The following is a 16,382-nucleotide window of genomic DNA, read 5'->3' on the forward strand; positions in this document are numbered from 1 at the left end:
TTATAAAGGGATTGTCGGTGTTTTTTGTCACACCGACAAGCGACCATCCGTTTATTAGCGCGTTGCTTCACCCTTTTTCCAGGCGTGATGCAATTCTGGCCAGTAGTCTCGGTTAGCCGCAATCATTTCATCAAGGATGGCTTTGGCATGCGCCATCGTCGGCACCGTTCGGTTAAGGGTGAAAGCCTGTAGTGCTTTTTCGTAGCTGCCTTCCAGCGTCGCTTCAACCAGCAGTTGCTCTGAAGCCAGTTGCTGCATTAACAATGTTTGGTGGAACAACGGCACCTTGCCCATGCGCACCGGCTCCGGGCCGTTGGCGGTGATGTAGGCCGGAACCTCGACCATGGCATCATCTGGCAGATTGGCAATTGCCCCTTGGTTCTCCACGATGACCAGGTGACGCTGGCGTAAATCAAAGGCCAGCGAGCAGGCGACGTCGACGATAAAGGCACCGTGTACGCCGACGTGGAAAGCGTCGGGCAGAATGCCGGTGTTCTGATACTCAACCGCTGCGGCGAACAGTTTTTTCTCACGCCCGTCCATTACTTCGTTGGCGCGGGTATAGTCTGGGTTTTGATGCTCAACAATCTGGTTAGGCATCAGGTAGTACTGCAAATAGGGGTTAGGCAGATATTCCGGGAAGCAGTCCATCATCGGCTGAATATTACGCCAGGTTTTCACCCATGACGGATCGGCGTGCTGCGGGTCGGTCTGCGCGGCATCTTCCGTCAGTAGGCCAAATTTCGCCACGTGGCGGCGCAGCTCCGGCATTTTATCTTCGCCGTCGACGCGCACCTGGGTAAACCAGCCAAAGTGGTTGAGGCCGAAGTAGTCAACGTCTAATTTGTGGCGATCTACGCCGAGGATCGCCCCCATATTACGCATGGCTGCCACCGGCATATCGCAGATGTTCAGCACCCGTGCATTCGGGCGTAAACGGCGGATCCCTTCGGCGACGATCGCGGCCGGGTTGGAGTAGTTGACGATCCACGCTTTCGGAGAGGCGTAGCGCTCAACCAGATCGATAAGTTCAGCCATCGGCAGAATCGTACGCAGGCCGTAGGCCAGCCCACCGGGGCCGCAGGTTTCCTGACCGACCACGCCGTGTCGCAGTGGGATTTTTTCATCCTGCTCGCGCATCTTGTACTGGCCCACGCGCATTTGCGCAAAGACGAAGTGCGCGCCGCTAAACGCCGTTTCCGGACAGGTGGTGACGGTAAATTTAATGCTTTGGCTATGGTCGCGGATAACCTTTTCTACGACAGGTGCAATGGTATTCTGCCGCGCTTCGTCAATATCGTAGAGACGAATCTCTGCCAGTGGAAAGTCAGCAAGGCGCACCATCAGACTCTTGACGATACCCGGTGTGTAGGTGCTACCGCCACCGGCGATGGCCAGGATAAATGGGGATTTCAACATGTTATAGCCTCCTTTAGAGAACCGCTTCAACGGCTTCTCGCATTTTTTTGACATGCAGCCCGTAGACCACCTGAACGTTATTACCCTGCTTGATGATGCCTTTGGCACCGGTCGCTTTGAGCTGCGGTTCGTTAATTTGCGCCACGTCCTTCACGCTGACGCGCAGGCGGGTGTAGCAGTTGTCCACCACCTCGATATTGCCGCGTCCGCCTAGCCCTTCAATGATGGTGGCACCCAGCCCTTCGTTGTTGCCCTTCGCCTGATATTCCTGCTTGCTGTAAAGCCGGGTTTGCTGGTCATCCTCTTCACGTCCTGGCGTTTTCATATCAAAACGCAGGATCAGGAAGCGGAAGATAACGAAGTAGAGCGCGAACATAATCAGCCCCACCACGATATACATCGGCCAGTTCGATTTGGTGGTGCCCAGCGGCAGGTTGTAGAGAATAAAATCGATGATCCCGTTGGCTCCGATAGCGTGGACGCCGAACAAAGAAAACAGCGTCATGCCGATACCGGTAAGCACCGCGTGTACGACAAACAGCAGCGGGGCAACAAACAGGAAGGAGAACTCGAGCGGCTCGGTGACGCCAACCAGCATCGAGGTGAGCGCCGCCGGGATCAGAATGGCTTTGGCAACGGCCTTACGCTCAGGCCGGGCGGTGACATACATCGCCAGCGCCGCCGCAGGCAGGCCGAACATTTTGCTGATGCCACGCGCATCCCATACCACCGTGCTGCTTAACTGTGTCACGTTATGACAGGCCATCTCGGCGAAATAGATATTGCGTGCGCCCTGATACAACGTTCCGCACACCTCTTTCGAGCCGCCCAGTTCGGTATACAAAAACGGGGTATAAACCAGATGATGCAGTCCGGTTGGCACTAATATGCGTTCCAGAAAACCGTAGATCGCCACGCCAAAGGGGCCGGAACCTTTAATGGCTAAGGCTAATGCGCTGATACCGTGCTGCGCCCACGGCCACAGTTCGCTCATCACCACGCCAAGCAAAATCGCCACCGGCAGAATAATGATGGTGACAAAACAGTGGCCGGAATAAATCGCCATCGCGCCGGAGAATTGCACGCTGGAGTAACGGTTATATAAGTAGCCGGTGAGAGCGCCGGTCAGGATCCCGGCGAAAACGCCCATCTCCAGCACCTGAACGCCGAGCACCATACTTTGCCCGGCGGTGCGCATCTGGTCGGCGGAAGCCAGTTCACCCTGGAGCTGGAGCGTAACGTTCATCGCGTTGATAAAGACAATAAAGGTCACCAGCCCCAGGAGAGCGGCATAGCCTTTATCGCGAGCGGCAAGGCCAATCGGAATCCCGACCGCGAAGATCATCGCCAGGTTGACCAGCAATGAAACGGCGGATTTGGCAATCAACTGACCCAGATTTTGTACCGCCGGATAACCCAGCAACGGAATGTAGTCAGCCAGACTGCCGTTACCCAGCACGTTACCAAAAGCGATAAACAAACCGACGATAGGCAAGATCAGTACCGGCCCGTAGAGGGATTTGCCAAAATTTTGCAACGCATTAACGGCTCTTTTCATGTTGTTCTCCAATTTTTGAACCGCGTTGATAAGGGGATAAGACCCGCAGACGTTAACAGCACAATAGCCTGCTAAGCCATCTATCTTATTGTTTTAAAAACAAAGTACGCACAACGTCACATGTAACGTTGCGTGTTGTGATCGGCGTAACACGTTAAGGACGTGAAGTGATGGGCGAGAAAATGGGATTATATCGACTACTGGCAAACTACGGTCTGGGGCATAATACTGTGTTGACGACACAATCAGATTTCACCCCTCAGAGGTTACAGGATGAAACCCTTTCGTTTAGCAACGCTGGCCCTCGCGCTGGCGATGACGTTCACGCTGGCTGGATGCGACAATAATAACGACGACAAGACCGCCGTGCCTGCAACGCCGACCAAAACGGATAGCGCTGCGCCAAAAGCGGATCCCGCCCGACTTCAAAAACTCGCCCAGCAAAGTCAGGGCAAAACGCTCTCTTTGCTTGATGCCTCGGAAGTCCAGTTGGACGGCGCGGCCACGCTGGTGCTGACCTTCTCCATCCCGCTTGATCCTGAACAAGACTTCAGTAAAAGCGTCCATCTGGTGGATAAAAAAAGCGGCAAGGTCGATGGCGCCTGGGAACTGGCACCGAACCTGAAAGAGCTGCGTCTGCGGCATCTTGAGCCAAAACGTGACCTGATTGTGACCGTTGAACCCGCGCTACTGGCGCTCAATAAAGCCACCTTCGGAACGAGCGTTGAAAAAACGCTGACCACCCGAGATATTGCGCCGAGCGTGGGTTTTGCCAGCCGAGGCTCGCTCTTACCAGGCAAGGTCATTGAAGGGCTGCCGGTGATGGCGCTTAACGTACCGCACGTGGACGTTAATTTCTTCCGCGTGAAGCCTGAAGCGCTGGCGTCATTTGTCAGCCAATGGGAATACCGCAGTTCGCTAAGCAACTGGGAGTCAGATGAGCTGCTGAAAATGGCGGACCTGGTGTATACCGGGCGCTTTGACCTCAACCCGGCACGTAACACCCGCGAAAAATTGTTGTTACCGCTAAAAGACATTACGCCGTTGCAGCAATCCGGCGTTTATATCGCCGTGATGAATCCGGCGGGGCAGTATAGCTACAGCAATGCCGCGACGCTGTTTACCCTCAGTGACGTTGGCGTGTCGCTCCACCGTTATCACAATCAACTGGATGTGTTTACCCAGAGCCTGGAAAACGGCGCTGCGCAGTCGGCGGTGGAGCTGACGCTCATCAACAGTAAAGGGCAAACTCTGGCGCAGGCTACCAGCGATGCGAAAGGGCATACCACCCTGCAATCCGATAAGGACGCGGCGCTGCTGTTGGCACGCAAAGATGGGCAGACAACCTTACTCGACCTCAAACAGCCCGCGCTTGATCTGGCCGAGTTTGATATCGCCGGTTCGCCGGGCTACAGCAAGCAGTTCTTTATGTTCGGCCCGCGCGATCTCTATCGTCCGGGCGAAACGGTGATTTTAAACGGTCTGCTGCGCGACAGCGACGGCAAGCCGCTGGCTGAGCAGCCGGTGAAACTGGAGGTCGTCAAGCCGGACGGTACGGTTATCCGCAGCCTGGTCAGCAAACCGGTTAATGGTCTGTATCAACTGACCTATCCACTGGACAGCGGCGCAGCAACCGGCATGTGGCACATTCGCGCTAACACCGGCGATAACCAGCCGCAGGAATGGGATTTCCAGGTCGAGGATTTTATGCCCGAGCGCATGGCCCTCAATCTGACGCCAAAGGCGACGCCGCTCTCTCCGGCGGATGACGTGAAATTTGATGTGGTCGGTTACTACCTTTACGGCGCGCCTGCCAACGGTAATAGCCTGCAAGGTAAGCTGTTCTTACGTCCGCTACGCGACGCGGTAGCGGCACTACCGGGCTTCCAGTTTGGTGATATTGCTCAGGAAAATATGACCCGCAGCCTCGATGAGATGGACCTGAAGCTTGATGCAAAAGGTCGTACCGAGGTTACCACTGCCAGCCAGTGGCAGGAAACGCATTCTCCATTACAGGTGATTCTCCAGGCTAGCCTGCTGGAGTCTGGCGGTCGGCCGGTTACGCGTCGTGCGGTTCAGGCTATCTGGCCTGCTGCTGAGCTGCCGGGCGTACGCCCTCAGTTTGCTAGCAAAGCGGTCTATGACTACCGTACCGATACCACGGTTAATCAACCTATCGTTGAAGAAAACAGCCAGGCAGCGTTCGATATTGTTTACAGCAACGCGCAGGGTGAGAAAAAGGCGGTTTCAGGTTTGCAGGTCAAGCTTATCCGTGAGCGCCGTGATTACTACTGGAACTGGTCGGAAGGCGACGGTTGGCAATCTCGCTTTGATCAAAAAGATCTGGTGGAGGGAGAAGAATCGCTGGATCTGAAAGCGGATGAAACCGGAAAAGTTAGCTTCCCGGTGGAATGGGGCGCCTATCGCCTGGAAGTGAAAGCGCCAAACGAAGCGGTCAGCAGCGTGCGTTTCTGGGCAGGCTATAGCTGGCAGGATAACAGTGACGGCACCGGCGCGGCGCGCCCTGACCGTGTAACTTTAAAGCTCGATAAACCGAATTATCAGCCGGGCGATACTATCAAACTGCATGTAGCGGCACCCGCTGCGGGCAAAGGTTATGCGATGGTCGAATCCAGCGAGGGACCGCTGTGGTGGCAGGAAATTGATGTGCCAGCACAGGGGATGGATCTCTCCATCCCGGTGGATAAAAGCTGGAACCGCCATGACCTTTATCTGAGCACGCTGGTAGTGCGTCCGGGTGATAAATCCCGCTCGGCGACACCAAAACGGGCGGTAGGTGTCCTGCATCTGCCGCTGGGCGATGAGCAACGTCGACTGAATATCGCGCTGGATAGCCCGCAGAAAATGCGCCCGAATCAGCCGCTGACCGTCAAAGTGAAGGTCAATCGTAAAGAGGGAGCGGCACCAAAACAGGTGAACGTTCTGCTCTCTGCGGTGGATAGCGGTGTGCTGAATATTACCGACTACACCACGCCGGATCCGTGGGAAGCCTTCTTTGGCCAGAAACGTTACGGTGCGGATATCTATGATATTTATGGCCAGGTCATCGAAGGGCAGGGGCGTCTTGCCAGCCTACGCTTCGGTGGTGATGGCGATGAACTCAATCGCGGCGGTAAACCGCCGGTTAACCACGTCACCATTATTGCCCAGCAGGCGCAGCCGGTGGTGCTTGATGAAAACGGTGAAGGCATCATCACCATGCCTATCGGGGACTTTAACGGCGAACTGCGCGTCATGGCGCAGGCGTGGACGGCGGAAGACTTCGGCAGCGCTGAATCGAAAGTGATAGTGGCCGCACCGGTGGTGGCGGAATTGAACATGCCGCGCTTTATGGCAAGCGGCGACAGTGCTCGTCTGACGCTTGATGTCACCAACCTCACAGGCCAACCGCAGACGCTGAACGTGAAAATTGCCACCGGCGGCCTGATTCAGTTGAAAAGCGCGCAGCCCGCGCCATTAAAACTGGAGCCGGGCGTCCGTAGCACGCTGTTTGTGCCGGTAAGCGCAGGCGAAGGGTATGGCGATGGCGATATTAATGTCACCGTGTCAGGCATGACGCTGCCGGGTGAAACGCTGGCAGAGATGCAAAAGTCATGGAAAATCGGCGTCCGTCCGGCCTTCCCGGCGCAGACGGTAAATAACGGCGCGGTGCTTCAGCCGGGTGAAAGCTGGAGCGTTCCGCCGAATCTAAATGCATCATTCTCACCGGTGACGCTGCAAGGGCAACTGCTGTTAAGCGGCAAACCGCCGCTTAATCTGGCGCGCTATATTCGCGAACTGAAAGCCTATCCGTATGGTTGTCTGGAGCAGACGGCAAGCGGACTCTTCCCGCAGCTTTATACCAATGCCGAGCAGCTTAAGGCGCTGGGCATTGCGGGCGATAGTGATGACAAACGTCGTGCAGCGGTTGATATAGGTATCTCGCGCCTGCTGCAAATGCAAAAAGATAACGTCGGGTTTGCCCTGTGGGACAAAGAAGGATCGGAAGAGTACTGGTTGACGGCCTACGTCATGGACTTCCTGGTACGAGCAGGGGAACAGGGCTACAGCGTCCCAGCCGAGGCGATTAACAAAGGCAACAACCGGATGCTGCGCTACCTGCAAGAGCCGGGGTTGATGAGCGTGCGCTATACCGATGATACCGCTGCCAGCCGCTTCGCTATTCAGGCTTATGCGGGACTGGTGCTGGCACGTCAGCAAAAAGCCCCATTGGGTGCGTTGCGTGAATTGTGGGAACGCCGTAGTCAGGTGCGCTCCGGCCTGCCGCTGATGCAGTTGGGTATTGCACTGAAGGCGATGGGCGATGCTCCGCGCAGCGAACAAGCGCTTCAGTTAGCGCTGACTACCAAACGTTCAGACCAAACGCGCTGGCTGGCGGACTACGGTAGCGATCTGCGCGACCATGCCCTGATGCTTTCGCTGCTGGAAGAAAACAAACTCCTGCCTGATGCTCAGAATGCGCTGCTGCAAACCCTCTCTGAGGAAGCTTTTGGCGAACGCTGGCTGTCGACCCAGGAAAACAATGCGTTATTCCTGGCGGCAAAAAGTGTCCTGAGTCTGCCGGGTAACTGGACGGCGCAAACCACGCTTTCAAGCCAACCGCTGCAAGGCGACAAATCGCTGACGCAAAACCTGAATGGTGAACAGCTGGCTGCCCTTAACGTGACAAACACTGGTGAACACCCGCTGTGGCTGCGTCTGGACAGTGCTGGTTATCCAGAGAGCGCCCCGGCAGCATCAAGCAACGTTTTGCATATCGAACGTCAGTTCTTTGGTACTGATGGTGAAAGCAAATCGTTGTCTTCGCTGCGCAGTGGCGATTTGGTTCTGGTAAAACTTGACGTCAAAGCCAGCCAGAACGTACCGGATGCACTGGTGGTGGATATGCTGCCCGCAGGTCTGGAGCTGGAAAACCAGAACCTGGCGAATAGTAGCGCTAACCTGCAAGACAACGGCGGTGAAGTACAAGAGTGGCTAAACCAAATGCAGCAGGCGGATATTCAGCATATGGAATTCCGTGACGATCGCTTTGTTGCTGCGGTGGCCTTGAATGCCAACCAACCGGTGACGCTGGTGTATCTGGCGCGTGCGGTGATGCCGGGCGCCTATCAGGTGCCGCCGTCGCAGGTTGAATCGATGTATGTACCGAGCTGGCGAGCGACGAGCGCTTCGGGCGATATGTTGATTGTCGTGCCGTAAGATGCATTTTTGCAGGCGAAAACGCCCCTGCTGGCGCTGGCTGGCCGGGGCTGTTGTTATTCTGTTTGTGGGTATTGTGCTGGCCGATAGGCTCTGGCCACTCCCCCTGCATGAAGTCACCCCCGCACGCGTGGTGGTGGCGCAAGACGGTAGCCCACTATGGCGTTTTGCCGATGCTGATGGAATCTGGCGCTATCCGGTGACGATCGAAGAGGTATCACCGCGTTACCTTGAAGCGCTGATCCAGTATGAAGACCGCTGGTTCTGGGATCACCCTGGCGTGAACCCATTTTCTATCGCGCGAGCCGCTTGGCAGGATTTAACTGCTGGCCGGGTCGTGTCGGGCGGCAGTACCCTCACCATGCAGGTGGCACGCCTGTTGGATCCGCATTCCCGTACCTTCGCAGGCAAGGTGCGCCAGCTGTGGCGCGCTTTCCAGCTTGAGTGGCATCTTTCTAAACGCGATATTCTCACACTCTACCTTAACCGAGCGCCGTTCGGCGGTACGTTGCAGGGCATCGGTGCGGCGAGCTGGGCCTATCTTGGCAAACCACCGGCGCAACTGAGCTACGCTGACGCTGCGTTACTGGCCGTATTACCGCAGGCCCCGAGTCGCTTACGACCCGACCGCTGGCCTGAAAGAGCGCAGGCTGCGCGCAACAAAGTTCTCGATCGCATGCTTACTCAGCATGTCTGGCCTGCTGGCGCGGTGAAAGAGGCGAAAGAGGAAGCCGTATGGCTGTTCCCGCGCCAGATGCCGCAGTTAGCGCCGCTGTTTTCACGACAGATGCTGGCGCGCAGCAAGGATGAGAAAATCGTCACTACCTTGGATGCCGGGTTGCAGCGCCAGCTCGAAGATTTGGCGCTGAACTGGAAATCACGCTTACCGCCTCGAACCTCGCTGGCGATGGTGGTGGTCGATAACCACGATATGAAAGTTCGCGGATGGGTCGGTTCAGTGGATATTGCCGATGACAGCCGTTTTGGTCATGTTGATATGGTAACGGCTATTCGCTCGCCGGGCTCAGTATTAAAACCGTTCCTGTACGGCATGGCGCTCGATAGCGCATTCATTCATCCGGCGTCTCTCCTTCAGGACGTCCCGCGCCGGGTGGGCGATTATCGTCCCGGCAATTTCGACAGCGGTTTCCACGGCCCGGTGAGCATGAGCGAAGCGTTAGTGCGTTCGCTAAATCTTCCGGCAGTACAGGTGCTCGATGCTTATGGGCCGAAACAATTTGCCGCCCGCCTGCGTAATGCGGGGTTACCGCTGATTCTGCCAGCGGGTGCGGAACCCAATTTGTCACTGATTCTTGGCGGCGCGGGCGCACGTCTGGCTGATATTACCGCCGCGTACAGCGCTTTGGCGCGTCACGGTAAAGTCGGGACGCTGCGGATGCTGGCAAGCGATCCACTGGTTGAGCGGCCGCTGCTTTCGCCAGGTTCAGCATGGATTATCCGCCGAATTCTGGCGGGAGAAGCCCAGCCGTTGCCGGATGCCGCATTATCTCAGGTGGTGCCGCTGGCGTGGAAAACGGGCACCAGCTACGGCTACCGCGATGCCCTGGCGATTGGCGTGAACGCCCGCTACAGCATCGGTATTTGGGTTGGCCGCCCGGACGGAACGCCGGTGGCCGGGCAGTTTGGTTTTGCCAGCGCGATACCGCTTTTGAATCAGGTCAATAACCTGTTGCTCTCAAGAAACTCGCGTCATCAGAAAGACCGGGATCCGCGTCCTGCGTCGGTGAGCCGGGCAGAGATTTGCTGGCCCGGAGGTCAGCCCTTAGCCGCAGGTGACAGCAATTGCCGCCGTCGGCTGGCAACCTGGGTGCTGGATAATACTCTGCCGCCGACCATGCTGTTGCCGGAGCAAGAAGGCATGCGGGGGATTCGCTTCCCGATTTGGCTTGATGGCTCTGGGAAGCGGGTGGCAGCGGATTGCCCGGATGCCCGCGAGGCGATGATTGACGTTTGGCCGCTGCCGCTGGAACCGTGGCTTCCCGTGGGGGAACGCCGGTCAGCGCGGCTGCCAGCGGTTTCGGCGGTTTGTCCCCCGAGGCAGTTCCAGAATACTGCGCCTTTGATGATTTCAGGGATTCGCGATAACGCTGTCATCCGCCGGCTGCCTGGGGAATCGGGAGCGAGGGTTGTGCTTTTGGCCAACGGAGGTGATGGACAGCGCTGGTGGTTCCTTAACGGCGAGCCACAAAAGGGTGCTGGAGAAAATCTGGCACTGACGCTTGAGAAATCTGGCATGTATCAACTGGTGGTGATGGATGATGCGGGGCAGACGGCGGTGGTTAACTTTACGTTGCAGTGAGCGGTTTTGCCCGATGGCGCTGCGTTTATCAGTTCTACTGGGTGGTATAAATATAGGTCGGGTAAGCGTAGTGCCACCCGGCAAAAGACGGTACACGGTGTTTAAACTGATTTGTTACATATTGTGTTGCTTAAAAGTGTCTTATTTTAAAAAAATGTTACCTTCATCCATAGGCAACGACGCAACGGGTCATTATAATCCGCGCCAGGTCATACAACTGTACTCTCTGTATGCACGACACCTGTACGCACGACAACAGAACAAATTTTATTATTAGAGGTAATCATGGCAATTGAACGTACTTTTTCCATCATCAAGCCAAACGCGGTGGCAAAAAACGTTATTGGTAGCATCTTTGCTCGCTTTGAAGCAGCAGGGTTCAAAATCGTCGGCACCAAAATGCTGCACCTGACCGTTGAACAGGCTCGCGGTTTCTACGCTGAGCACGATGGTCGTCCATTCTTCGACGGTCTGGTTGAATTCATGACCTCCGGCCCAATCGTGGTTTCCGTACTGGAAGGCGAAAACGCCGTTCAGCGTCACCGTGACCTGCTGGGCGCAACTAACCCAGACAACGCGCTGGCAGGCACTCTGCGTGCTGATTACGCAGATAGCTTCACCGAAAACGGCACCCATGGTTCTGATTCCGTTGAATCTGCAGCCCGTGAAATCGCGTTCTTCTTCGCTGAAGGTGAAGTGTGCCCACGTACCCGCTAAGGGCACGTTTACACTTTATTTAATGAATGCCGCGTGCAGACGTGGCATCCATGCGCCAGAATTTGTACAATGCAGCGCCCCCGGACGAGCAGACCGCTTTCCTGGGGCGCTTCTTTTTATCAATCCACCCTCCAGGGGCCATAACGTGTAACAACGAGGCCGGAATAAAAAAATGTCTGAACAAATTGTCACGCCTGAGAGCGCCATCCCGGCGGTTCCCAATAAAGATGGAAAAATTAACCTGCTGGATCTTAGCCGTCCGCAGATGCGCGAGTTTTTTAAAGACTTAGGCGAAAAACCCTTCCGCGCCGACCAGGTGATGAAGTGGATGTACCACTATTGCAGCGATGACTTCGATGATATGACCGATATCAACAAAGTCCTGCGCAACAAACTTAAGCAAGTCGCTGAAATTCGCGCCCCGGAAGTGGTGGAAGAGCAGCGTTCTTCTGACGGCACCATCAAATGGGCGATTGCCGTAGGCGATCAGCGCGTTGAAACCGTGTATATCCCGGAAGACGATCGTGCAACCCTGTGTGTCTCTTCACAGGTTGGTTGTGCTTTAGAGTGTAAATTCTGCTCTACGGCGCAGCAGGGCTTTAACCGTAACCTGCGAGTGTCGGAAATTATCGGCCAGGTTTGGCGCGCGGCGAAAATTGTTGGCGCAGTGAAAGCCACCGGCGTACGTCCTATCACCAACGTGGTGATGATGGGTATGGGCGAGCCGCTGCTTAACCTGACTAACGTGGTTCCGGCGATGGAAATCATGCTCGATGATTTCGGTTTTGGTCTGTCTAAACGCCGCGTGACCCTGTCGACTTCAGGCGTCGTGCCTGCGCTGGATAAGCTGGGCGATATGATTGATGTGGCGCTGGCAATCTCTTTACATGCACCAAACGATACCATTCGTGACGAAATTGTACCGATCAACAAAAAGTACAATATCGCTACGTTCCTGGAATCAGTACGTGGCTACATTTCGAAATCTAACGCCAACCAGGGTCGTGTCACCATCGAGTACGTGATGTTAGATCACGTTAATGACGGTACCGAGCATGCGCATGAGCTGGCTGAGCTACTGAAAGATACGCCGTGTAAGATTAACCTGATCCCATGGAACCCGTTCCCGGGCGCACCGTATGGTCGTAGCTCCAACAGCCGTATCGATCGTTTCTGCAAAGTGTTAATGAGCTATGGTTTCACCACCATCGTTCGTAAAACGCGCGGCGATGATATTGATGCCGCCTGTGGGCAGTTGGCCGGTGATGTTATTGACCGCACCAAGCGTACTCTGCGTAAACGTATGCAGGGTGAATCTATCTCGGTGAAAGAGTTGTCATGATGCATCGCGCGCGCCGGAAATGGCGCGCGCAGCGTTAAGTGCTTAAGGATTAGGCGAAACGTACTGATCTGGTTAATAATTACGGTGCGTTTCCTCAAGTATTGAGGCAGTATGTAGCGTTGCCAGAACAGGGTAAATACGGCTTTTAGCGCTGTTTTGGTGTAGGGTATGACCAGGCAGAGGCTGTCTGTATTATCACAGGACCGGATGTTTCGCGGTGTGAACATCGTTTCACATCAGAATCTTAAATTTCACGAATCAGCAGTTGTAGCGAATGAATACTGAAACCAATCACGACCAATCAGCAGCACAAACTACGGGTATCCGTTTGCGTAATGCCCGTGAACAACTCGGACTCAGTCAGCAAGCCGTTGCAGAACGCTTGTGCCTGAAGGTTTCCACCGTTCGTGATATTGAAGAAGATAAGGCACCTGCTGAACTCGCTTCAACATTCTTGCGTGGTTATATCCGTTCCTATGCTCGCCTCGTTCATATTCCGGAAGAAGAACTGCTGCCGATGATGGAAAAGCAGGCACCGGTAAGAGCGGCAAAAGTCGCACCGATGCAGAGCTTCTCTTTAGGCAAGCGCCGTAAGAAACGCGATGGTTGGCTGATGAGCTTTACCTGGCTTGTACTGTTCGTGGTGGTCGGTTTAACCGTCGCCTGGTGGTGGCAAAACCACAAAGCACAGCAGGAAGAGATCTCCACCATGGCCGATCAATCTTCAGTTGAACTGAAGGCGAACGGCAGCGACTCGCAAAATATCCCGCTGAATACCGGGACTGACGCCACGTCTACTACCCCAGCGACGGCCGATTCGGCTGTCTCTGCACAGACCAGCACTGAAGCACCTGTAGCGACTTCTGCGCCTGCAGAAACTGCACAGAATAACGCTGCCGTGGTATCACCGTCACAAGCTAACGTTGACGATACCGCAGCACAGACCACTCCAGCTCCGCAAACCGCTGCTCCGCTGCCAACTGACCCGGCACAAACGGCTGCGCCAGTGGCTGACGCTAACGCGTTGGTGATGAACTTCTCCGCCGACTGCTGGCTTGAAGTGACAGACGCGACCGGCAAGAAACTGTTCAGCGGCCTGCAGCGTAAAGGTGGTAATCTGAATCTGAGCGGTCAGGCACCTTATAAACTGAAAATTGGTGCGCCGGCTGCAGTACAGATCGAATACCAGGGTAAACCTGTCGACCTGAGTCGTTTTATCAGAACTAACCAGGTTGCGCGCCTGACGGTAAGTGCTGAACAATCACCAGCACAATAACAGACGCGTAATGCGGGAGATTTTTCATGCATAACCAGGCTCCTATTCAACGTAGAAAATCCACACGCATTTACGTTGGGAACGTGCCGATCGGCGATGGGGCTCCTATCGCCGTACAGTCAATGACCAACACGCGTACAACGGATGTTGAAGCGACGGTTAATCAAATCAAAGCGTTAGAGCGCGTAGGGGCAGATATCGTTCGTGTATCTGTGCCGACGATGGACGCCGCAGAAGCCTTCAAACTCATCAAACAGCAGGTTAATGTCCCGCTGGTCGCCGATATCCACTTTGATTACCGTATTGCGCTGAAGGTGGCGGAATATGGCGTTGATTGCCTGCGTATTAACCCGGGCAATATCGGCAGTGAAGAACGTATTCGCATGGTTGTTGACTGCGCACGCGATAAAAATATTCCAATCCGTATCGGCGTTAACGCCGGGTCGCTGGAGAAAGATCTTCAGGAAAAATACGGTGAACCGACGCCGCAGGCGCTGCTGGAATCGGCTATGCGTCATGTCGATCATCTCGATCGTCTGAACTTCGATCAGTTCAAGGTCAGCGTAAAAGCGTCTGATGTTTTCCTGGCAGTTGAGTCCTATCGTCTGCTGGCGGCAAAAATCGATCAGCCGCTGCATCTGGGGATCACCGAAGCAGGCGGCCTGCGTAGCGGCTCCGTGAAGTCCGCAATCGGCCTTGGCCTGCTGCTTTCTGAAGGTATCGGCGATACACTTCGCGTGTCGCTGGCGGCAGATCCGGTTGAAGAGATTAAAGTTGGCTTCGATATTCTGAAATCGCTGCGTATTCGCGCGCGCGGAATCAACTTTATCGCCTGTCCGACCTGTTCTCGTCAGGAATTTGACGTTATCGGTACGGTGAATGCGCTGGAACAGCGTCTGGAAGATATCATCACCCCAATGGATATTTCGATCATTGGATGCGTGGTGAACGGCCCTGGCGAAGCGCTGGTGTCGACGCTGGGCGTTACAGGTGGTAACAAGAAAAGTGGCCTGTATGAAGATGGCGTCCGCAAAGACCGCCTGGACAATGACGATATGATTAGCCAGCTTGAAGCCAGGATCCGTGCGAAAGCCTCGGTACTGGATGCAGCGCGACGTATCGACGTTCAGCAGGTTGAAAAATAACGAGATGGGAAGCGGTGTGCTTCCCGTGTATGATTGAACCCGCTGGCACTCTGGTGTCGAGGGTTCATTTTTATATATAAAGAGAATTAACGTGGCAAAAAACATTCAAGCCATTCGCGGCATGAACGATTATCTGCCTGGCGAAACCGCCATCTGGCAGCGCATTGAAGGCACACTCAAACAAGTGCTCGGCAGCTACGGTTACAGCGAAATTCGTTTGCCGATTGTAGAGCAGACCCCGTTATTCAAACGCGCTATCGGTGAAGTTACCGACGTGGTTGAAAAAGAGATGTATACCTTTGAAGACCGCAACGGCGATAGCCTGACGCTGCGTCCTGAAGGTACTGCGGGCTGCGTACGCGCCGGCATCGAACATGGTCTTCTGTACAATCAGGAGCAGCGTCTGTGGTACATCGGGCCGATGTTCCGCCACGAACGTCCGCAGAAAGGACGTTATCGCCAGTTCCATCAGCTGGGTGTCGAAGTATTTGGTCTGCAAGGGCCCGATATTGATGCCGAACTGATTATGCTGACCGCTCGCTGGTGGCGTGCGCTGGGTATGGCTGAACACGTTAATTTAGAGCTGAACTCCATCGGTTCTCTTGACGCTCGCGCTAACTATCGCGATGCGCTGGTGGCCTTCCTTGAACAGCACGTTGAAGTGCTGGATGAAGACTGCAAACGCCGTATGTACAGCAATCCACTGCGCGTACTGGACTCTAAAAATCCTGACGTTCAGGCGCTGTTGAATGACGCGCCGACGCTGGGTGATTATCTGGACGAAGAGTCCCGTGAGCACTTTGCTGGCCTGTGTGCACAGCTTGATGCCGCCGGTATTGCTTACACCGTGAACCAGCGTCTGGTTCGCGGTCTGGATTACTACAACCGCACCGTTTTCGAGTGGGTAACCAGCAGCCTCGGCTCGCAGGGTACCGTGTGCGCGGGTGGTCGTTATGATGGTCTGGTTGAGCAACTGGGCGGTCGCGCGACCCCAGCCGTCGGCTTTGCTATGGGCCTGGAACGACTTGTTTTGTTAGTTCAGGCAGTTAATCCGGAATTTAAAGCAGATCCTGTTGTCGATATATACCTGGTTGCCTCAGGCACCGATACTCAGTCAGCGGCAATGCGTCTGGCAGAGCAGGTGCGTGATGCATTACCAGGCGTGAAGCTGATGACCAACCACGGCGGCGGCAACTTTAAGAAGCAGTTTGCACGTGCTGATAAATGGGGCGCTCGCGTTGCCCTGGTATTGGGTGAGTCAGAGGTTGAACAAGCCACTGTTGTCGTGAAGGACTTGCGCTCTGGTGAGCAGACAACCGTAACGCAGGAAGGCGTTGCCGCGCATTTGCGCACTATTCTGGGTTAATCGCCAGAACATTATTATC

Annotated in this window: 9 protein-coding genes; 7 read left to right on the forward strand and 2 right to left on the reverse strand. The window is 55.1% G+C overall.

Annotated elements, in window-relative coordinates; genetic code table 11:
- Positions 1 to 54: 54 nt before the first annotated feature.
- Together U0026_RS06710 and U0026_RS06715 are read right to left on the reverse strand one after the other, a co-directional pair.
- Complete coding sequence (locus U0026_RS06710) at positions 55 to 1,419, reverse strand: 6-phospho-alpha-glucosidase (RefSeq protein ID WP_062774521.1); 1,365 nt, start codon at positions 1,417 to 1,419, stop codon at positions 55 to 57.
- 13 nt (positions 1,420 to 1,432) lie between these two features.
- The gene (locus tag U0026_RS06715) at positions 1,433 to 2,977 is read right to left on the reverse strand and encodes a PTS transporter subunit EIIC (RefSeq protein ID WP_062774519.1); all 1,545 of its coding nucleotides are present in this window, start codon (positions 2,975 to 2,977) and stop codon (positions 1,433 to 1,435) included.
- 273 nt (positions 2,978 to 3,250) lie between these two features.
- On the opposite strand from U0026_RS06715, the gene U0026_RS06720 reads away from it, so the two are divergent.
- From U0026_RS06720 to hisS, 7 genes are all read left to right on the forward strand, one after another.
- On the forward strand, positions 3,251 to 8,197 hold the full coding sequence (locus tag U0026_RS06720) for an alpha-2-macroglobulin family protein (RefSeq protein WP_062774517.1): 4,947 nt from the start codon (positions 3,251 to 3,253) through the stop codon (positions 8,195 to 8,197).
- A 1-nt stretch (position 8,198) separates the two neighbouring features.
- Entirely contained in the window at positions 8,199 to 10,517 is a 2,319-nt protein-coding gene (gene pbpC / locus U0026_RS06725) for a peptidoglycan glycosyltransferase PbpC (protein ID WP_062774515.1), read from the forward strand.
- Between the two features lie 285 nt (positions 10,518 to 10,802).
- The gene (ndk, locus tag U0026_RS06730) at positions 10,803 to 11,234 is read left to right on the forward strand and encodes a nucleoside-diphosphate kinase (RefSeq protein WP_052282290.1); all 432 of its coding nucleotides are present in this window, start codon (positions 10,803 to 10,805) and stop codon (positions 11,232 to 11,234) included.
- 172 nt (positions 11,235 to 11,406) lie between these two features.
- Entirely contained in the window at positions 11,407 to 12,576 is a 1,170-nt protein-coding gene (rlmN, locus tag U0026_RS06735) for a bifunctional tRNA (adenosine(37)-C2)-methyltransferase TrmG/ribosomal RNA large subunit methyltransferase RlmN (protein WP_062774512.1), read from the forward strand.
- Between the two features lie 274 nt (positions 12,577 to 12,850).
- A complete protein-coding gene (gene rodZ, locus U0026_RS06740; protein ID WP_062774511.1) occupies positions 12,851 to 13,852 on the forward strand; it encodes a cytoskeleton protein RodZ in 1,002 nt (333 codons plus the stop codon).
- A 26-nt stretch (positions 13,853 to 13,878) separates the two neighbouring features.
- Positions 13,879 to 14,997, forward strand: coding sequence for a flavodoxin-dependent (E)-4-hydroxy-3-methylbut-2-enyl-diphosphate synthase (ispG, locus tag U0026_RS06745; RefSeq protein WP_062774509.1), 1,119 nt, complete (start codon positions 13,879 to 13,881; stop codon positions 14,995 to 14,997).
- Positions 14,998 to 15,088: 91 nt separating this feature from the next.
- Positions 15,089 to 16,363: a histidine--tRNA ligase gene (hisS, locus tag U0026_RS06750; RefSeq protein WP_062774506.1), complete on the forward strand. Its 1,275-nt coding sequence runs from the start codon at positions 15,089 to 15,091 to the stop codon at positions 16,361 to 16,363.
- Positions 16,364 to 16,382 lie beyond the last annotated feature (19 nt).

Origin of the sequence: Kluyvera intermedia (assembly GCF_034424175.1) — a bacterium.
Classification (GTDB): Bacteria; Pseudomonadota; Gammaproteobacteria; order Enterobacterales; family Enterobacteriaceae; genus Kluyvera; species Kluyvera intermedia.